Raw genomic sequence first — 18,285 nt, 5'->3', positions numbered from 1 at the left:
GCTCCCCCGACCGTGCCGTCGAGGCGCGCGACGTAGAGAGCCGGACGGCCCGGCAGGGCCGAACGACCCGATGTGCGGGGCCAGTTCGCCCCTGCTCCCGGCGACCGGGCGATGCCAGCGTGGGCGGGGAGGCCCTCATCGGGGCCTCCCCGGAAGGGGGCGAGGACCGTGGAACGGGGTCCGCTGATCGTCGGGATCGACGGCTCGGAGTCGAGTGCTCAGGCCCTGGACTGGGCGATCGAGGAGGCGGGGCGCCGCGACGCCGGGCTGCATCTGCTGCACGCCTCGCGCTGGGAGCGGTACGAAGTCCTGGAGCCGTCCTTCGGCCGCGGCCGCGGCGCCGTCCAGGAGTTCGCGGAGCACATCGCGGCGCAGGCGACCGAACGTGCCCGGCACCGCGCACCCGGGACCAGGATCACCGGCGAGGTCACCCCGCACGACCCGGCGGCCGCCCTGGTCGAGGCCAGCCGAGAGGCTGTGATGGTGGTGGTCGGCAGCCGCGGGCGGGGTACCTTCGCGGGGCTGCTGCTCGGCTCGGTCAGCCTTCCGGTCGCCGCGCGCGCCGAGGCTCCTGTCGTCGTCGTGCGCGGCCACGAGAAGAACGTGCACGGCGGTTTCGGGCAGCTCGCCCTGGGCGTGGGGGAGGCCGAAGGGGCCGCGGACGTCGCCGAGTTCGCGTTCCGGGAGGCCGAGCTGCGCCGGGCCGATCTGCTCGCGCTGCGGGCCTGGCGGTGCCCCGCTCACGAGGTGCCCGACTACCCCACGGCCGACAGCGAGACCCACCAGGTGCGGGCGGAGAACGAGTTGAGCGTCACGCTGCACGACCCGCGCGAGGGTCACGCCGCGGTGACGGTACGGACGCAGCCGCGGGAGGGGCGGGCCCGCGACATCCTGGTCGAGGTGTCCGCGCACTGCGATCTGCTGATCGTCGGCGCCCGCCGGCACCGCGGCGCTCTTGGTCTGCAGCTCGGCCCGGTCGGCCATGCCGTCCTGCACCACTCCGCCTGCCCGGTCGCGGTCGTCCCGCACGACTGACCGGGCCCACCGGACCCGCCGCCCCCTCGGGAGAGGAGCAACCTGGTGCACAAGGCGCTGTACGGACGGGAACTGCTGCGCCTGCAGACGGAGTTGGTGAAGCTCCAGGAGTGGGTGCGCGTCCAGGCGGCCCGCCTCGTCGTGGTCTTCGAGGGCCGGGACGCGGCCGGGAAGGGCGGCACGATCAAACGCGTCGCCGAGCACCTCAACCCGCGGGTCGCCCGGATCGTCGCGCTGCCCGCGCCCTCGGACCGCGAGCGGGCGCAGTGGTACTTCCAGCGGTACGTCGAGCGGCTTCCCACGGCCGGCGAGATCGTGCTGTTCGACCGCAGTTGGTACAACCGGGCCGGGGTGGAGCACGTCATGGGCTTCTGCACTCCGGCCGAACACCGGCGCTTCCTCCACCAGTGCCCCATCTTCGAGCGGCTCCTGGTGGAGGACGGTGTGCTGTTGCGCAAGTACTGGTTCTCGGTGAGCGACACCGTGCAGGAGCAGCGCTTCCGCCGCCGCCTCGACGACCCGACCCGGCGCTGGAAACTGTCTCCGCTCGACGTGGAGTCGATCACGCGCTGGGAGGCGTACTCGCGGGCGAAGGACGACATGCTCGTGCACACGGACATCCCGGAAGCACCCTGGTACGTCGTCGAGAGCGACGACAAGCGCAGCGCGCGCCTCAACATGATCGCGCACCTGTTGTCGACGGTGCCCTACCGGGACGTGCCACCGCCCGATCTGGAACTCCCCCCGCGTCCGCCGTCCACGGGGTACCACCGGCCGCCGCGCGAACTCCAGCGGTACGTGCCCGATCACGCGTCGGGGCTCGGCGCCGCCTGAGGCGACGGGCCCCGGCACCGTCCCGGAACGAGGCAAGGAAGGAGAGACGGATGACCTCCGCGACCACGCTGCGCACGAGCCTGCCGGTCGAATACCGGGAACGCCTGCTGCGCGTCGCCCGAGAAGTCCACTTCGAGGCGGGTACCCGCCTGTTCGAGGAAGGGGGGCGCGCCGACCGGTTCTGGGTGGTGCGCACCGGCACCGTCGGTCTCGACATGCATGTGCCGGGACGCCGGGCCGCGCTCATCGAGACGCTCGGTCACGGTGAACTCATCGGCTGGTCCTGGCACTTCACGCCGTTCGTGTGGCAACTCGGCGCCGAGGCGTCGACCCCCGTACGTGCCTGGGAGTTCGACGCCGCCACGGTCCGCGCCCTGTGCGCCGAGGACACCGCCTTCGGCCGTGCCGTCGCCGACTGGGTCGGCCGGGTGCTCGCGCACCGCCTCCAGTCGGCCCGCACCCGGCTGCTCGACCTGTACGCGCCGTACGGCAGCGGCCGGCCCCGATGAGGCAACTGCGCCCCCGTACCGGGTGACCGGATCTCCGCGCCTCCTCGAACCGCCCGCGGTGTGCGCCCGGCCGTCTTCGCCGCGCCCGCGCGCCGTCACCGCGCATCGGTCTACATGGGCGGGACGAGTTTGAAGTAGCGGTCCAGGAGCGCTTCGTCACCCCGCACCGCCAGGTCCTCCTTGCGGATGCGGTGCCACAGGAACAGCATCAGTTCCGATGTCGTGCCGCTGAGCTCGACGAGGCAGCATCCGGTGCCCTGGTTGAGGAGGACCTCGTCGGGGTCCGTCTGCACGATCCACATGCGGTGGCCGTCCGCCTCCCGGAACCGCATCCGCTCCCCGGCTCCCGACGCCGCGGCCTGCGATCTGCGGCGGGCGGGGGCCATCACCTCGAAGGTGTGGGTGACGGCGTCCGCCGCCAGCTGCCGGTCGATCGGGCGGGGGTCGCCCAGTGCGTTCTGCGCGTCCCAGCGGTGCACGGCCGCCTCGATGGTCTGCATCTGCAGCCAGAACCCGACGGACTGCTTCTCGGACCAGGTCCACACCGGCTCCGCCGGGTCCCGCTCGGCGAACAGCTCGGCCAGCGCCGCGGCGCCCTCCACGAACCAGGTGAGCAGGCTCTCGGCCAACGGGCCGTGGTGCGGGCCCCCTTCCGGATCCGGCCAGCCCGCCGTGTCCGCCGGCAGCCCGAGGTGCTGGGGGCCGTGGTCCTGCGGCGGCTCCCGCAGCCCCTCCTCGATCAGCCGGATCACATAGCGGTGCGCCGCCCCCAGGTGCAGGGTCAGGTCCGCCACCGACCATCCGGGACACGACGGCACCAGGGCGACACCGCCGTCCCCTGCTGCCCGCGCCGCCGCGCGGGCAGCTGCTTCGAACGCCTCGACCTCACGTCGGAACTGCTCCACGTAATCCATGCTCCTCCGTCCGCCTCCGTCCCCTTCACGTACAACCGCCGCACACGGGCCGTCTGTTCGACTCCTTGTCACTCAGCTCGTCCCACAAACCATCCGGGACCAAGGCTCAGGCGGATACATGAGATCCGCCCGCCGCGCTGCTCTGCCGAGCGGTGCGCTCCCTCAGCGCGCGGACCGGGCCGGGAACTCCAGGCGCACTTCGTATCCGCCGTCGAGCGTGGGCCCCGCCGTGACGCTCCCGCCGAGGAGTTCGGCGCGCTGGCGCAGCCCGACCAGGCCGTGGTGAGCGCCCGGAAGGGGCAGGGCCGGGTGGCGGGAGGCCGTGTTGGTCACCACGACGCGTACGGTGTCGTCCGCGCGGGCGATGCGGATGGCGGCCTTCGCGCCGGGAGCGTGCTTGCGTACGTTGGTCAGCGCTTCCTGGACGGTGCGGTAGACGGCGCGCTGCGCGGTGGTCGGCAGCTCCTCGGTCAGTTCGGTGCTCAGCTCGGCCTCGATCCCGCTGGCGTGGACCAGGTTCGGCAGGTCGGCGAGCGAGGGCTGCGGGGTGAGTTCGGCGGGGCGGCTGCCCGCGGCCCGCAGGACGCCGACCATGTGCCGCAGTTCGTCGAGTGTCTGCACGGCGAGCCGTCTGATGTCGGCGGCGGCCGCCTTCGACTCCGTGTCCCCGGTGCTGACCTGGAGGGCGCCCGCGCGGACCGCGATCAGGCTGACCTGGTGGGAGACGACGTCGTGCATCTCGCGGGCCAGCTGGGCCCGTTCCTTGGCCAGCACGGTCTGCGCGATCAACTGCCGCTCGTTCACCCGCGCTTCGGTGATCTCGGCGAGCCGCAGCGCCAGGGCCCGCCGGGCCTGGACGAGCTGCCCGAGGAAGACGGGCGCGGCCGCCGTCGCCAGGCTGTACGTGATCGTGACCAGGGCGCGGGAGTCCGAAGGATCGGCGAACTCCGGTGCGTCGTACGACCATACGGTGGTGTCGCTGAGGGTGAAGACCAGTGCGCAGCAGACCAGCAGGGCGCGGTGATGGGTGCGGGACGCGAGCGCGTAGAGCGCGGCCAGGGTGGCGAACACCGCGTCCGTGACGAGCGTGGTGGGCAGCGTCAGCAGATAGGTCAGCAGGGGCCGGTGGCGGCGCAGCAGGAGCGCGAATGCGCCCAGCAGCGCACACGCCATGGACGCCCGGTGGTGACCCTGGACGTGCACCCGGACGTCCAGCAGCGCGACGGCCACGAGAGCGATGTCGACGACGAGGCCGGACGGGCGTCGGCTCATCGGGCCTCCGGCGGCGCGGACGGCTCGTTGAGCAGACCGGCGCGCTGGGCGAGCAGCGCTGCCTGGACCCGGTTGCCGACCCCCAGCTTCGCCAGGACCGCGCTCACATGGTCCTTGACCGTCGCGGCACTGAGATGCATCCGCTCGGCGATGCCGGTGTTGGACAGGCCCTCGGCGACGAGGACGACCACGGTGCGCTCGCGCTCGCTGAGCCGGGCGACACCCGTGGCGGCCGGGCTGCCGGGCCCCGTGTCCAGGTAGCCGTCGACGACCCTGCGCGTCACCTTGCCCGACAGTACGACGCCGCCTTGGGCCAAGGAACGTATCAAGTAAGGGAGTTGCTCGGGATCGGTGTCCTTCAGCAGGAATCCGGCCGCCCCGCTGCGCAGGGCGGCGGACACGTACTCGTCCATGTCGAACGTCGTGAGCATCGCGACCACCGGCGGATCCGGCATCCGGCGCAGCTCGGCCAGTACGGTCAGTCCGTCCACGTCCGGCATCCGGATGTCGAGCAGTACGACGTCCGGCCGACGTCCGCGCGCGGTCTCGACGGCGGCGCCGCCGGAGACGGCCGCCACCACCTCGATGTCGTCCGCGGTGTCCAGGATGTGCCGGAAGCCCGTACGCACCATGGCCTCGTCGTCGACGACCAGTACCCGGATCATGCGTGCTCAGCCCCTCGTCGGACCACCAGTGGACCGCTGTGACGGCCGGTGGCGCCCGCCGGTTCCCCGGCGGGCCTCCCCGCCGGTCGGCGGGGGGACTCCGGCCGCCTGCCGGATGGGCCCGGCGCTCACGCGCACCGAGGCTCGGGCCCATGACGCGACAAGCATCGTCCGCCGCATCCGTCCGTTCGCCCGATCCCTCCGAAACCACCGATACCGCCGATCCGGGCGCGGGACCACCCCCGGGCCGGCTCCTGGGCATCGACCTGGCCCGAGGTCTCGCGGTCCTCGGCATGTACGCCGCCCACGTCGGCCCCGACCCCGTCATCGGCGGTACCGGAGGCTTCCTCATGGAACTGGGGCGCGGGCGTTCCTCCGCGCTCTTCGCGCTGCTTGCCGGATTCTCCCTGGTGCTCATCACCGGCCGCCCGCGTCCGCACACCGGGCGCGCGGGACGCCAGGCGGCCGGCCGGGTCGTCCTGCGCGCCCTCGTGCTGATGGTGCTCGGTTACATGCTGACCGCGCTGGACACCGACGTCGACGTGATCCTGTCCTTCTACGGCCTGCTCTTCCTCCTGCTCCTCCCGCTGCACCGGCTGGGCGCCCGGGCGTTGACGCTCCTCGCCGCCGCGAGCGCGCTGATCCTGCCGCAAGTGCTGTTCGTCATCCGGCAGTTGATCTGGGAGGGCGACTGGTCGGACGCTGTCGTCGCCGCGGATCCGCTGGCCCGGATCACGGACACGGACGGCTTCACTGAGCTGTTCTTCACGGGCGAGTACCCGATCCTCACGTGGGCGCCGTTCCTCCTGGCCGGCATGGCGGTGGCCCGTCTCGACCTGACCCGGCACCGGGTCCGTGCCCGGCTGACCCTCGTCGGCGGTGCGCTCGCCGTCCTGGGGTACGGCGGCTCGTGGCTGGCGCTGCACCTCGTCCCGGGGGCCTTGTCCTCCGTGGCCGGGGCCACGGACGGCGGTTCCGCGTCCGCGGCCTGGTGGTCCGACACCGTCGGCGACCTGACCGGTGCCGCCCCCGGCGGCTGGCTGCTGGTGGGGGCGCCCCACAGCCAGACGACGTTCTCGATCCTCGGCAACACGGGCTTCGCGCTCCTCGTCGTCGCCCTCTGCCTCGCGGCCACCCGGAGCCCCCGCTTCACCCGCCGGGCGGTTCCCGTCATGGCGGTGGGCCGTATCGCGCTCACGGCCTACGTGCTGCACATCGTGGCCATCCGCGTGGTGGGAATGGAGGACGCCACCGGTCCGGCGCTGCTGTCGCTCTGCGTGTTCACGGTGACCGCCATGTTCCTGGCGACGGTCTGGACCCGCTTGCTCCCCCGCGGCCCGCTGGAGTATCTGCTCCACGCCGCCACGCGGCCGGCGCGGCACATCAGGTGACGTCGACGTTCCCGGCCCGGGCCGCCGCCCACATCCGGATGGCGGCTCCGTGGCGGACCATGGCCACGGTCGGCGAACAGATCTGCAACCTATGTCCCGCTTAGCCGATTTGACGTAACTGTCACACAACGTACGGTCAAGTTGGCATCACTGCACGTGAGTTGTGCGCAAAGAATGCAGGGTGTGACCGATATTTTTCACGTCAACCTTTGAAACGGTCACAGGAAGGTCACTAAGGTCAACATCGAACCTCCGCTTGGATGATCACTCACATGAGGTGTGTGACGGTGGAGGGGCACCGCCCACTCGGTGTTCCGTGGGCGGCCGGAGGAAGAAGGAGCTCGCCTTCGTGGCGTCCCACCGTCGACCCAAGCAGCCGAGCCGCGCTCAAGTGACCGTGCTCACCGTGACCGCCGCCGCTGCCGTGGCACTCACCTCGCAGGCCGCAAACGCGGCCCCCAAGCCCACGAAGAGCGAGGTCAAGGCCAAGGTCGACAAGCTCTACCAAGAGGCCGAGCGGGCCACCAACCAGTACGACGGAGCCAAGGAGAAGCAGAAGAAACTGGAGAAGGAGATCAGCCGGCTCCAGGAGAAGGTCGCCCGCGAGCAGGACGAGCTCAATGAACTGCGCACGGGCATCGGCGCGATGGCCAGCGAGCAGTACCGCTCCGGTGGCATCGACCCCTCCGTCCAGCTCTTCCTCTCCACCGACCCGGACGACTACCTCGACAAGGCGTCCACCCTCGACTCGCTCTCCGAACAGCAGCTGGAGTCGCTGAAGAAGGTCCAGGCGAAGCAGCGCGAGCTGACCCAGGAGCGCGCCGAGGCCGCCGAGAAGCTCAAGGACCTCGCCGACACCCGCACCGAGCTCGGCGAGAGGAAGAAGGAGATTCAGGGCAAGCTCGGCTCCGCACAGAAACTGCTGAACTCCCTGACCGCCGCCGAGCGCCAGGAGATGGCCGACGACGAAGCGCGCGCCAGCCGCTCCGCCGCCGGCCGCGTCGACCTCGGCAACGAGGTGGCCGCCTCCAAGTTCGGATCGGCCGCCCTGAACGCGGCCGCCTCTCAGATAGGCAAGCCGTACGTCCGTGGCGGCACGGGCCCCAACTCCTACGACTGCTCGGGCCTCACGCAGTGGGCGTACGCGCAGGCCGGTGTCCAGATCTCCCGGGTCACGTACACGCAGGTCAACGACGGAGCCCGGGTGGGCATGAGCGCACTCAAGCCCGGCGACCTGGTCTTCTTCAACAACACCGAGCACGTCGGCCTCTACGCGGGCGGCGGCCAGGTACTGCACGCGCCGTACCCGGGCGCCGTCGTCCGGTACGAGTCGATGAGCACGATCGGCAGCTTCCAGTTCGGCGTCCGCGTCGCAGGCTGACCGGGCCCGCGTCCCCTCCTCCGACGCTAGGCGCTCCGCGAGCCGGCCGGCGCACCCGCGCCCTGCGGCGACCGGCGCAGGCTCAGTGCCCGTAACGCGAGCTGCATCTCGAACTGAGCCGTCGGGTCACGGAGTTGGTCGCCGAACACCTCCTCCAGCTGGCGCAGCCGGTAGCGGACGGTCTGGGGGTGGACGGCGAGGCGCTGGGCGACCTCGCTCGCGTTGCGGGCGCAGCTCAGCCAGCACAGCAGGGTCTCGGCGAGCCGCTCGCGCTGCGGGGACCGTACGGCGTCGAGCGGGCCGAGGTGCTGGCGGGCGAGCGCGTCGACGAGGTCCTCGTCGCGGAAGAGCAGCAGGGTCGCCAGATGGTCGGTGCAGCGGACGAGGCCGGTGGCGGGGAGCGCGCCACGGCGCACGAGGTCGAGCGCGTCGCGGGCCCATCGCAGGGAGCGGGCCCCCTCGTCGAGCGCGACCGTCGGCCCGATCGCGGCGCGCAGGCCCCGTAACGTCCCGGTGATGGCCCTCTCCCGCCCCGGGCCCTCGGGGTCGGGCACGACGATGACGCCGGACGGTCCTTCGAACCGGGCGAGGAACTCGGGCGGCACGATGGGCCGGAGCGTCTCGCCCTTCCCTGCGCCCTCGGTGACGACCACGGCGATCTCCCTCGGCACCGGCCACTGCGCGGTGTGCGCGAGGTCGGCGACGGCCTCCGGGGAGACCGGCGGATCGGCGGTGACCAGATCGATCAACCGGTCGCGGCGCTGCTGGAGTTCACCGGCGATGTGCAGCCGGGCCTCGGTGTATCCGGCGGTGGTGGCGGCCGCCATCTCGTCGAGGTGCAGGAACATGGCCTCGCCGAACGCGACGAGGACGTTCGGCGGGAGCCGGTCGGCCCGGACCAGTTCGCTGACCCGGCGCCAGGTGACGCGGGCGCCGAGCCGCAGCGCCGACTGGAACGAGTCGAGGCTGCGGCCCTCGTCGGCCTCGCCCCGGCCGATGCGCTGATACGTCGCCTTGACGTCCTCCCAGTCGGTCTCGGAGTCGGCGACGCGGGCGAGGAAACCCTCCAGGGCCTGCTCGACGCCACGGTGCACGACATGCATGTACGTGTCGTCCATCGGCCGGGCGTACTCGGCGATCTCTGTTCTGATGGCGCGGACGACCTCGTCGGTGAGGTCACCGAGGAACGGCCTCAGCTGGTCGTGGAGTTCGGCGGGGAAGGAGCTGAACGCGGCCTCGTCCGCCGGGCGTTCGGCCGTGGTGCGGGCTCCGTCGGCCATGGGACCTCCCTCTGCGCGTGGGGACATCAGGGGCTCGGCGACGATACTGCCGGGCCCGGGCGGCGGCCCGTCGTCGGCGTACAGAATCCGCCGTGACCCTTGTCACTGGAGTGACAACGCGCCGACGCGTCCTGCGCGTGCGGGCACAAGTGGTGACGATGTGTCGTGCGCCACGATCCGTGCATGACGGACCTGTTCGCGCGACGCCCCGTGACGGCGCCCTGGCTGCGCTTCTACGCGCCCGGAGTTCCCCCGGACCTGTCGGTGCCCCCGGTCACGCTGCCGGACCTGCTCGACGACGCCGCCCGTCGGTTCCGGTTCCGCGCGGCGCTGTCCTGCCAGGGGCGCCGGACGGGTTTCCGCGCGCTGCGGCGGGCCGCGGTGCGCTGCGCCGCGGCGCTGGATCGGCTCGGGGTGGGCCGCGGCGACCGGGTGGCGGTGCTGCTCCCCGACTGTCCGGAACTGGTGGTGCTGTGCCATGCGGTGTGGCGGCTCGGGGCGGTGGTCGTGCCGGGGAACCCGGCGGACCCCGGGCGGGCGGTGGCGGGAGCCGTGGTCGCCGTCGTGCCGCGGGAGAGAGGGCCGGAGACGGCGCGGGCCGGGAGGTACGCGGCACTGTCCGTGGTCGTGACCGTCGAGGTGGGCCGACGGGGCGGTCCGGGGGCGAGGCGTCGAGGCGGGATCCCGGCCGGTTCCGTGTCGCGGGCGTCGCTGACGGCGGGCGGGGCACCGCCGCGGCCGCGCGGACCGAGCCGGACCACCTCGGCCCGCGGGCCGGGAACCGCTCCCCGTCAGCCGCGGCAGGCCCCGACGCTGGTGGCCTATCACGACCTGGACCGGCGGGATGCCGCTGACGACCGGAGCCGGGCCGGCGGTCCGCTGCCCGAGGACATCGCCGTCGTCCTGCCCCGCCGTGACGGCACCTCCGTGACGCTCCGGCACCGTCATCTGGCCGCGGCGGCCCACCAGATCCGTGCCTGGCATCCGGAGTCGGCGCAGCGGAGCGCCCGGCTGCTGTCGCTGGTGCCGCTGTCCGGGCCCCACGGTCTCGCGCTGGGCGTGGCGGCGGCCGCGCTCACCGGGGCCTGCACCGTCCTGGTGCCGGACGGCGATCCCGCGACGGCGCTGCGGGCGGCACGCCGCGCGGCGCCCACCGTCCTCGCGGCGTCACCCGCCCGGCTGCGGCTGCTCATGGAGCGGCCCGCCCACGAGCGGGAGGCACTCGCCACGGTGCGGACGGTCGTCACGGGCCCGCTGGACGCCGTCACCGGTGAGCGGCTGCGGGCGGCCCTGGACGTCCGGGTCGTCGAGGCGTACGGGCCGACCGCGGCGGCCGGGATCGCGCTGGCCAACCCGGCCACGGCCGACGCCCGTTCGGGCACGGCGGGGATCCCGCTGCCCGGGACGGAGGTACGGATCGCCGTCGAGGGGGCGCTCGCGGCCGAGGCGCTGCCCGGCCATGCGGGCGAACTGCTGCTGCGCGGACCGCAGTTCGGCGACGTGCCGGGCCTGATGCCCGGCGGATGGCTGCGTACGGGACGGCTCGCGATGTGCGGACCCGACGGCTTCGTCACCCTTCTCGACGCGCGCGGCGGCGATGACGGCCCGGGCGGCGCAGCGCGACGGCCGTGACGACAGCGCCGAGGAGGACACATCCGGCGGCCAGCCGGAGCCCGGTGTCGTAGCCGTCGAGGAACGCCGTGCGCGGGTCGGCGCCGTCGTGCAGCGCGTCGCGTTCGGTGCGGGTGAGCACGATGCCGACCAGGACGACGCCGAACACGCCGCTGATCTCGCGTGCCGCGCTCACCAGGCCGGACGCCATGCCGGTGCGCGTGGCGGGGACGCCCGCGACGGACCGTACGGTCAACGGTGTGGTCAGCGAGGAGCCGACACCGATGAGCACGAGGCCGGGCTGCAGATCCGCGTAGGAGGCGCCGGCCCCGACCCGCGACACGAGCAGCAGGCCCGCCGCGACGAGCGCGAGGCCGGCGGCGATGGAGCGGTGTACGCCCACTAGCCGGGCGACCCGTTCGGCGAACGGGGTGCACAGCAGCAGCGCGCCGGCGAGCGGCAGGAACGCGAGGCCGGCCTTGACCGGCGAGAAGCCGAGGACCTGCTGGAGGTAGAGGGCGGTGAAGAAGAACACGCCGTTGACGCCCATGCCCCAGAGCACCTGTGCGGCGACCCCGCCGACGAGGAACCGGTCGCGCAGCATCCGCAGATCCACCAGGGGCAGGAAGGTCCGCGCCTCGACCACCAGGAACATCAGGCCCGTCGCGGCCGACAGCCACAGGCACAGCGGGACGGGCGGCGTGACGAAGGAGTCCTCGCCGCCCTTCACCAGGGCGTAGGTGAGGAGGAACAGGGCGAGGGCCGACAGGGCGACGCCGGGCAGGTCGAGGAGGGCGGGCAGGCCTGCGGCGCGGCGCCGTCCGGCGGCCGGGACGGCGGGCACGAGGAGCAGCGCGAGCGCCCCGAAGGGCACGTTGAGCAGGAACACCCAGCTCCAGCCCCAGTGTTCGGTGACGAACCCGCCGATGACCGGGCCGAGCGCGAGGGCGACGGCGAGGGAGGCCGTCCACAGTCCGACGGCGGTGGAGCGGCGCCGCTCCGGCAGGTCCGCGGCGACGACCGCGAGGGAGGCGGGGAGGACGAGCGCTGCCCCGGCGCCCTGCACGGTGCGGGCCACGACGAGTGCGGTGCCGCTGTCGGCGAGGGCGGCCGCGGCGGAGGCGAGGGTGAACACGACGAGGCCGACGGCGAGCACGGAACGCCGCCCGAGGAGGTCGGTGAGGCGTCCTCCGGCGAGCAGCAGCGCGCCGAAGGACAGCACGTAGCTGGTCGCGACCCACTCCAAGTCGGGCACGTCCAGGCCCAGTTCGTCCTGCACGGTGGGCAGGGCGACGTTGATGACCGTGTTGTCGAGCGTGGTCAGGAATCCGGACAGGGACAGCAGGACCAGGAGCGCCGACAGTCTTCCCCGATGCATCGCCCTGCCCCTTCCGTCGGACTCTCACGTCGGCTTCTCACGTGGGCTTCTTGCGTCGCTTCGCCCACCGGATTGTGGGGGCGCGGACCGGGTGCGCTCTCCTGCACCGGCTGCCGAATCCGGCCGCGGGAGTTGTCACCGCGCTGACAGTCCGCTCCGGACGAACTGTCAGCGCCTCGTCTTTCTCCGATGTCCCCCAGCGGCGGAACCTGGGGCCTCAGCCGCACCGTCCGTCACCACCGTCCGTCACAGAGGGAGCCGCCGAGATGACCGAGACGACGACGCCCGCGCACGCGCCGCTGCTGACCGACCGGCTGCGGCGGTGGGCCGACGAGCGCGCCCACCAGCGGGCCTTCACGTTCGTCGACTTTCCCGAACCGCACTCTCCCGGGCTGCACCGCACGCTGGGCTGGCGCGGTCTCGACTCACGGGCCCGCGCGGTCGCCGGGCAGCTGGTGCGCACGGTACGGCCGGGCGACCGGGTGGCTCTGCTGGTGCCGCAGGGCCTGGACTACGCGGTGGCGTTCCTCGGCTGCCTGTACGCCGGAGTGATCGCGGTGCCCCTGTTCACGCCCGAACTGCCGGGCCACGAAGGCCGGTTGGCGGCGGTTCTCGACGACTGCGAGCCGTCCTGCGTGCTGTCGGACGAGGCGTCGCGGGCGTCGGTGGAGTCGTTCACGGGCGGCCGCCTGCCCGTGCTCGCGGTGGATGCGCTTCCGCAGGCGCCGCCCGCGGCGGAGCTGCCCAGGCCCGCGCCGGACGACGTCGCCTACCTGCAGTACACGTCGGGCTCCACCCGCAGCCCGTCCGGGGTGATGGTGACCCACGCGAACGTCGTCGCCAACGCGCGGCAGGCGGTCACCGCGTTCGATGTCGCGCCCGGGCGGAACACGTCGGTGGGCTGGCTGCCGCTCTTCCACGACATGGGACTCGTGCTGAGCGTGGCGACGCCCGTCCACGCGGGGTTCCCGTCCGTGCTGCTCGACCCCGTGGCGTTCCTGGAGCGGCCGGCGCGCTGGCTGCGGCTGCTCGGCAGCTATCCGGGGACGATCAGCGCGGCGCCCAACTTCGCGTACGACTACTGCGTCTCCCGCGTCGACGCGGACGAGGCGGCGGGGCTGCGCCTCGACCGGGTGGCGGCGCTGCTCAACGGGAGCGAGCCGGTGCGGCCCGGCACGCTGGAGCGGTTCCTCGGCGCGTTCGGCGGGGCCGGGCTCACCGCCGAGGCGCTGTGTCCGGCGTACGGGCTCGCCGAGGCGACCGTGTTCGTGACGGCCGATCCGCGCGACCGGCCCGCGACGACCGTGGAGTGCGACGCCGACGCCCTGGGCGCGGGCCGCGTCGAGGAGCGCCCCGGCGCGGCGGCACGGCTCGTCGACTGCGGCCGGCCGGTCGGGCAGGAGGTGCGGATCGCCGCCCCGGAGACGGGGGCCGTGCTCGACGAGGGGCGGGTCGGCGAGATCCAGGTGCGGGGGCCGAACGTCGGTGCGGGGTACTGGAAGCAGCCCGAGCGCGGCGCCGGGACGTTCCGTGACGGGTGGCTGCGCACCGGTGACCTGGGGGCGCTGCGCGACGGGCGGCTCCTGGTGACCGGGCGGCTCAAGGATCTGATGGTCGTGGACGGCCGCAACCACTATCCGCAGGACGTCGAGGAGACCGTGCAGTCGGCGCTGGACGTGGTCCGCAGGGACCGGCTCGCCGCGTTCCTCGTGCCGTGCGGCGACGGTGCGGAGGGCGAGGAGCTCGTGGTGGTGGCCGAGACGCGGCGCGGAGCGGCACCCGACGGGACGGCGGTGCGCGAGGCCCCGGCCACGGCCCGCGGGGCGATCGCGACCCGGCACGGCTTGCGGCTGGCCGAACTGCTGCTGGTCCCGGCGGGCACGGTGCCGCGGACGTCGAGCGGGAAGGTGGCGCGGGCCGCGTGCCGGGAGCGGTTTCTGTCCGGTGCGCTGCACGCGGAGGCGCTGTGACGAGCGCCGCGCAGCGCGTCCGCGAGGTGCTCGTCGACCGGCTCGGCGCGTGGTACGGGGTGCCGCCCGACGAGGTGACCGACGACCGGCCGCTCGCCGAACTCGGCCTCACCTCACGGGACGCCGTCGCCCTGACGGCGCTCCTGGGCGAGGTCACGGGACGCCGGCTGCCCGCGACGCTCCTGTGGGAGACGCCGACCCCGGGAGCGCTCGTGGCGGCCCTGACGACGGCGGACGAGGAACCGCTGCCCGAACCGGCCAGTTCCCCGGCCCCTACGAGCAGTTCGCTCGTCGCCGTGATCGGGGTCGGCTGCCGGTTCCCGGGCGGGGCCGACTCCCCGACCGCGTACTGGCGGCTGCTCTCCGAGGGGCGGGACGCCGTCGGGACGGTGCCCGAAGGGCGCTGGGAGCAGTTCGTGCCGCCCGGGTCCACGCTGCCCGCGGACCTCAGCCGGCACGGTGCCTTCCTGGACGGGCTTGCCGACTTCGACGCCGAGTTCTTCGGCATCGCCGCCGACGAGGCCGTCGCCCTCGACCCGCAGCAGCGGCTGCTGCTGGAGGTGACGCGGGAGGCCCTGGACCACGCGGCGCTTCCCGCGCCCTCCCTGGCCGGGACGCGGACGGGGGTGTTCGTCGGCATCAGCGGCACCGAGTACGCCCATCTCACCGCCGCGCGGCCGGAGTCGGTGACCCCGTGGACCGCGCCCGGCGGCGCGCTGAGTGTCGCCGCGGGCCGTCTCTCGTACACGCTCGATCTGCGCGGTCCGAGCCTCGCCGTCGACACGGCGTGCTCGTCGTCGCTGGTGGCCGTGGACCACGCGGTGCGCAGTCTGGCGGACGGCGCCTCCGACATGGCGCTCGCGGCGGGCGTCAACGTACTGCTCTCGCCCGCCGTGACGCTGGGCTTCCAGCGGACGGGCGCGCTGGCCGGTGACGGGCGGTGCAAGGCGTTCGACGCGGCGGCCGACGGCATGGTGCGCGGCGAGGGCTGCGGCGTCGTCGTCCTCAAGCGGCTCGCGGACGCCGAGCGCGACGGCGACCGGGTCCTCGCCGTCATCACCGGCACGGCGGTGAACTCCGACGGCCGCTCGAACGGGCTCACCGCACCCAACGCCTCCGCGCAGCGCTCCCTGCTGGCTCAAGTCCACCGCGCGGAAGGCCGGTTGGTGGACTACGTGGAGGCACACGGCACCGGCACCCCGCTCGGCGACCCCGTCGAGGCGGGCGCGCTCGGTGCCGTGCTGGGCCGCGGTCGCTCCCCCGAACAGCCTTTGCTGATCGGCTCGGTGAAGACGAACCTCGGACATATGGAAGCGGCCGCCGGGATCGCGGGGCTCATCAAGACGGTCCTCGCCCTGCACCACGACGAACTGCCGGCCCAGCTCCACTTCACCGAGCCCGGACCGCACGTCGACCTCGACGCGCTCGGCCTGCGCGTCGTCACCTCGCCGGAACCCTGGCCGCGGTACTCGGGAACGGCGACGGCGGGCGTCTCGGCGTTCGGCTTCGGCGGCACGAACGCGCACGTGGCACTCGCGGAGTACCGGACGGAGGTGCCCGGGCCCGCGGGCAGCCCGGACCAGCCCTCCGTGGTCCTGCTCGACGCACCCACCGACGCCCGGCTCCGCGCGCAGGCGGGCACGTTGGCGCACTGGCTCGACTCCCCGGCGAGCCGCGGTGTCCGCCTACCGGACCTGGCCCGGACTGCGGCGGGCCGGACCGGTCGTGGCCGCCGGCGCGCCGCGGTCGTCAGCCGTGACCTGCCCTCCGCCACCACCGCCCTGCACCGCCTCGCCACGGGCGCACCGGACACTCATCTGGTCACCGCCGACCGGGCCCCGCTCGCCGCCGGCGCGCCGGGACCCGTCTGGGTGTTCTCCGGATACGGGTCGCAGTGGCCCGGCATGGGACGTGAACTCCTCGCCACCGAGCCGGTGTTCGCCGCGACCGTCGACCGCCTCGAACCCCTGCTCCGCGAGCACACCGGTGTCTCGCTGCGGGCCGCCACCGAGCCCGATGCCGACCTGTCCTCCCTCACCGTCGTCATGCCGGTCCTGTACGGCCTTCAGGTCGCGCTCGCCGAACTGTGGCGGTCCTACGGCGTGGAGCCCTCGGCGGTCGTCGGTCACTCCCTGGGCGAGATCGCGGCGGCCGTCGCGGCGGGCGCCCTCGATCCGTCGACCGGGGCGCGCATCGTCGCGGTGCGCTCCCGCCTCCTGGCCACCCTGAGCGGCGGCACGATGGCCGTGGCCGATCTCCCGTCGACGGACATCGCGCTCTTGGCAAGGGAGTTGAGGACACTGAACGTCGCGGTGCACGCCTCCCCCGCGCAGTGCGTGGTGACGGGCTCGACATCCGATGTGGAGGCGCTCGTCGCCCGGGTCACCGCCGACGGCGGCTTCGCGCGGGCGATGCCGGTGACCGCGGCGGGACACTCCCCGGACGTCGAGCCGCTGCTCGACGAGTTCGCGTGGGAGCTGGGCGCGGTGCGGCACGGGCCGCCCGGGTGCCGGCGCTACTCGACGGTCCTCGACGACCCGCGGGCCGACGACCCGTACGACACGGCGTACTGGCTGGCCAATGTGCGCCGCCCTGTCCGGTTCAGGCAGGCGGTGCGGGCGGCGGCCGAGGACGGACATCGCGTCTTCGTCGAAGTCGCCCCGCACGCGACGCAGTTGCATCCCCTCATCCGGACGCTTCAGGACGCCGGGGTGGACCGTCCGCTGATCCTTCCGACGCTGCGGCGCGGCACCGACGACGCGCTGACGTTCCGTTCGTCGCTCGCCTCCCTTCTGGTGCACGGGGTGCGGGTGCCCTCGGCGCGCGAGACGCTGCACCGAGGCGGCCGGATCGTGGACGTACCGTCGCCCCCGTGGCAGCACCGCCGCTTCTGGGCGGGCGAGACACCCGAGGCGCCGCCCGTGGAAGCGGCACCGGCCACGGCGGCCACGCCGCTGGACCGGTTGCGGTCCGTGGTGGCGGGCGTCATGGGCTTCGGCCCCGACCGCCTCGATCCGGACGTCCCGCTCACCGACCTCGGTCTCGACTCGCTCACCGCGGTCCGTATCCGCACGGCCGTGGAGCGGGAGTTCGGCGTGGCGCCCGAACCGGGCGTGCTCCTGCGCCAGGGCACGCTGCGGGGAGTGGCAGCGCTCCTCGACGACGCGCCCGCGCCCCCGCTTCCCTCGCTCACGCATCCCGCCGAGCCGTCCTTCGGCACACCGGGCATCCTGCGCTCGTTCCCCGGCGACGGTCCGCGCACCCCGCTGTTCCTCGCGCACGCCGCGGGCGGCTCGTCCGACGTGTACGGGCGGCTGGCCGTCCACCTCGACGGTGACCGTCCGGTGTTCGGCTTCGACCGTGTCGAGCGTCCGGCCGACGTGCCGGGCCGCGCCGCAGAGTTCGCCCACCGCATCCGCCGACTGCGGCCCGACGGACCCTGGGTGGTGGGCGGCTGGTCGTACGGCGGGCTCGTCGCCCAGGAGGCGGCGCGGCTGCTGGCGCCGCACGGGGAGGTCGCCGCGCTCGTCCTCATCGACTCGGTGCTCCCGCTGCCGGCCCCGCCCGCGGACAGCCCGGCCGCCGAGGCCCGGCGCCGCTTCGCGGACTTCGCGGAGTACATCCGGACCACCTACGGGGCAGAACTCCCGCTGCCCTACGCGGAACTGGGCGGCCTGGACGACGGCGCCCAGGTCGATCTCGTGCTCAAGCTCCTGGAGCAGGCCGTCGATCTGCCCGCCGCCGTCCTGGCGCACCAGCGCACCTCGTACCTGGACCTGCGCAGCGGGGAACGTCACACACCCCGCCGCTACGACGGCCGGACCCTCCTCTACCGGGCCACGCAGCCGGCACCCCACACGGTCCGGGATCTCCGCTACGAGCGCACCGACGCGGCCCTCGGCTGGGACGCGCACTGCACCGACCTCACGGTGACCCCGCTCCCCGGTCACCACCTGGCCCTTCTCGATCCCCCGGTGGTGGGCGCCCTGGCCGACGACCTGACGCGCGCCGTCGACCCCAACTGAACCTTCCCGCTGAGCACTTG

At 73.6% G+C, this 18,285-nt stretch carries 13 protein-coding genes and 1 pseudogene; 8 read left to right on the top strand and 6 right to left on the bottom strand.

Annotated elements, in window-relative coordinates:
• Positions 1 to 168 precede the first annotated feature (168 nt).
• The 3 genes from ACVHNB_RS15535 to ACVHNB_RS15525 are packed head-to-tail and all read left to right on the top strand — an operon-like array spanning position 169 to position 2,378.
• Positions 169 to 1,035: a universal stress protein gene (locus tag ACVHNB_RS15535; protein ID WP_428950574.1), complete on the top strand. Its 867-nt coding sequence runs from the start codon at positions 169 to 171 to the stop codon at positions 1,033 to 1,035.
• Positions 1,036 to 1,077: 42 nt separating this feature from the next.
• A complete protein-coding gene (gene ppk2 / locus ACVHNB_RS15530) occupies positions 1,078 to 1,869 on the top strand; it encodes a polyphosphate kinase 2 (RefSeq protein WP_428957450.1) in 792 nt (263 codons plus the stop codon).
• Between the two features lie 50 nt (positions 1,870 to 1,919).
• Positions 1,920 to 2,378, top strand: coding sequence for a Crp/Fnr family transcriptional regulator (locus ACVHNB_RS15525; RefSeq protein ID WP_428950575.1), 459 nt, complete (start codon positions 1,920 to 1,922; stop codon positions 2,376 to 2,378).
• 110 nt (positions 2,379 to 2,488) lie between these two features.
• On the opposite strand, the gene ACVHNB_RS15520 is transcribed toward ACVHNB_RS15525, so the two are convergent.
• From ACVHNB_RS15520 to ACVHNB_RS15510, 3 genes are all read right to left on the bottom strand, one after another.
• Positions 2,489 to 3,292, bottom strand: a complete 804-nt coding sequence (locus ACVHNB_RS15520; RefSeq protein ID WP_456228360.1) for a maleylpyruvate isomerase family mycothiol-dependent enzyme — start codon at positions 3,290 to 3,292, stop codon at positions 2,489 to 2,491.
• A 162-nt stretch (positions 3,293 to 3,454) separates the two neighbouring features.
• Positions 3,455 to 4,564: a sensor histidine kinase gene (locus ACVHNB_RS15515; protein ID WP_428950577.1), complete on the bottom strand. Its 1,110-nt coding sequence runs from the start codon at positions 4,562 to 4,564 to the stop codon at positions 3,455 to 3,457.
• Positions 4,561 to 5,229, bottom strand: a complete 669-nt coding sequence (locus ACVHNB_RS15510) for a response regulator (RefSeq protein ID WP_456228359.1) — start codon at positions 5,227 to 5,229, stop codon at positions 4,561 to 4,563. The genes ACVHNB_RS15515 and ACVHNB_RS15510 overlap by 4 nt, the downstream gene beginning before the upstream one ends.
• A gap of 152 nt (positions 5,230 to 5,381) precedes the next feature.
• On the opposite strand from ACVHNB_RS15510, the gene ACVHNB_RS15505 reads away from it, so the two are divergent.
• Positions 5,382 to 6,620, top strand: a complete 1,239-nt coding sequence (locus ACVHNB_RS15505; RefSeq protein ID WP_428950579.1) for a DUF418 domain-containing protein — start codon at positions 5,382 to 5,384, stop codon at positions 6,618 to 6,620.
• On the opposite strand, the pseudogene ACVHNB_RS15500 reads toward ACVHNB_RS15505, so the two are convergent.
• Positions 6,619 to 6,690: pseudogene (locus ACVHNB_RS15500) on the bottom strand (histidine phosphatase family protein); the annotation flags it as partial. The gene ACVHNB_RS15505 and the pseudogene ACVHNB_RS15500 sit on opposite strands and share 2 nt — an antisense overlap.
• 279 nt (positions 6,691 to 6,969) lie before the next feature.
• On the opposite strand from ACVHNB_RS15500, the gene ACVHNB_RS15495 reads away from it, so the two are divergent.
• On the top strand, positions 6,970 to 8,001 hold the full coding sequence (locus ACVHNB_RS15495; RefSeq protein WP_456228358.1) for an NlpC/P60 family protein: 1,032 nt from the start codon (positions 6,970 to 6,972) through the stop codon (positions 7,999 to 8,001).
• 26 nt (positions 8,002 to 8,027) lie between these two features.
• Here the strand turns inward: ACVHNB_RS15495 and ACVHNB_RS15490 are convergent, their stop codons facing one another.
• Positions 8,028 to 9,281, bottom strand: coding sequence for a PucR family transcriptional regulator (locus ACVHNB_RS15490; protein WP_428950581.1), 1,254 nt, complete (start codon positions 9,279 to 9,281; stop codon positions 8,028 to 8,030).
• A 183-nt stretch (positions 9,282 to 9,464) separates the two neighbouring features.
• Here ACVHNB_RS15490 and ACVHNB_RS15485 point away from each other — a divergent pair, with 183 nt between their 5' ends.
• The gene (locus ACVHNB_RS15485; RefSeq protein WP_456228357.1) at positions 9,465 to 10,913 is read left to right on the top strand and encodes an AMP-binding protein; all 1,449 of its coding nucleotides are present in this window, start codon (positions 9,465 to 9,467) and stop codon (positions 10,911 to 10,913) included.
• Here ACVHNB_RS15485 and ACVHNB_RS15480 read toward each other — a convergent pair.
• Positions 10,852 to 12,270 (bottom strand): MFS transporter, encoded by a 1,419-nt coding sequence (locus ACVHNB_RS15480; RefSeq protein ID WP_456228356.1) that lies wholly within the window; start codon positions 12,268 to 12,270, stop codon positions 10,852 to 10,854. The two genes, ACVHNB_RS15485 and ACVHNB_RS15480, sit on opposite strands and share 62 nt — an antisense overlap.
• A 266-nt stretch (positions 12,271 to 12,536) precedes the next feature.
• Between ACVHNB_RS15480 and ACVHNB_RS15475 the strand changes: the two genes are divergently transcribed.
• Both ACVHNB_RS15475 and ACVHNB_RS15470 read left to right on the top strand, forming a co-directional pair.
• Complete coding sequence (locus ACVHNB_RS15475) at positions 12,537 to 14,240, top strand: fatty acyl-AMP ligase (RefSeq protein ID WP_456228355.1); 1,704 nt, start codon at positions 12,537 to 12,539, stop codon at positions 14,238 to 14,240.
• Positions 14,237 to 18,265, top strand: coding sequence for an alpha/beta fold hydrolase (locus tag ACVHNB_RS15470; RefSeq protein WP_456228354.1), 4,029 nt, complete (start codon positions 14,237 to 14,239; stop codon positions 18,263 to 18,265). The genes ACVHNB_RS15475 and ACVHNB_RS15470 overlap by 4 nt, the downstream gene beginning before the upstream one ends.
• The last annotated feature ends 20 nt before the right edge of the window (positions 18,266 to 18,285 follow it).

Source organism: Streptomyces sp. YJ-C3 (assembly GCF_053891275.1).
The sequence above is the reverse complement of the archived record's forward strand: the minus strand, read 5'-3'. Positions and strand labels throughout refer to the sequence as shown.

Excerpts from the sequence above, each read along its gene's own strand:
- ACVHNB_RS15480 (WP_456228356.1), bottom strand. The coding sequence starts at position 12,270 with ATGCATCGGGGAAGACTGTCGGCGCTCCTGGTCCTGCTGTCCCTGTCC.
- ACVHNB_RS15520 (WP_456228360.1), bottom strand. The coding sequence starts at position 3,292 with ATGGATTACGTGGAGCAGTTCCGACGTGAGGTCGAGGCGTTCGAAGCA.
- ACVHNB_RS15505 (WP_428950579.1), top strand. The coding sequence starts at position 5,382 with ATGACGCGACAAGCATCGTCCGCCGCATCCGTCCGTTCGCCCGATCCC.
- ACVHNB_RS15525 (WP_428950575.1), top strand. The coding sequence starts at position 1,920 with ATGACCTCCGCGACCACGCTGCGCACGAGCCTGCCGGTCGAATACCGG.
- ACVHNB_RS15510 (WP_456228359.1), bottom strand. The coding sequence starts at position 5,229 with ATGATCCGGGTACTGGTCGTCGACGACGAGGCCATGGTGCGTACGGGC.
- ACVHNB_RS15475 (WP_456228355.1), top strand. The coding sequence starts at position 12,537 with ATGACCGAGACGACGACGCCCGCGCACGCGCCGCTGCTGACCGACCGG.
- ACVHNB_RS15490 (WP_428950581.1), bottom strand. The coding sequence starts at position 9,281 with ATGGCCGACGGAGCCCGCACCACGGCCGAACGCCCGGCGGACGAGGCC.
- ACVHNB_RS15515 (WP_428950577.1), bottom strand. The coding sequence starts at position 4,564 with ATGAGCCGACGCCCGTCCGGCCTCGTCGTCGACATCGCTCTCGTGGCC.
- ACVHNB_RS15485 (WP_456228357.1), top strand. The coding sequence starts at position 9,465 with ATGACGGACCTGTTCGCGCGACGCCCCGTGACGGCGCCCTGGCTGCGC.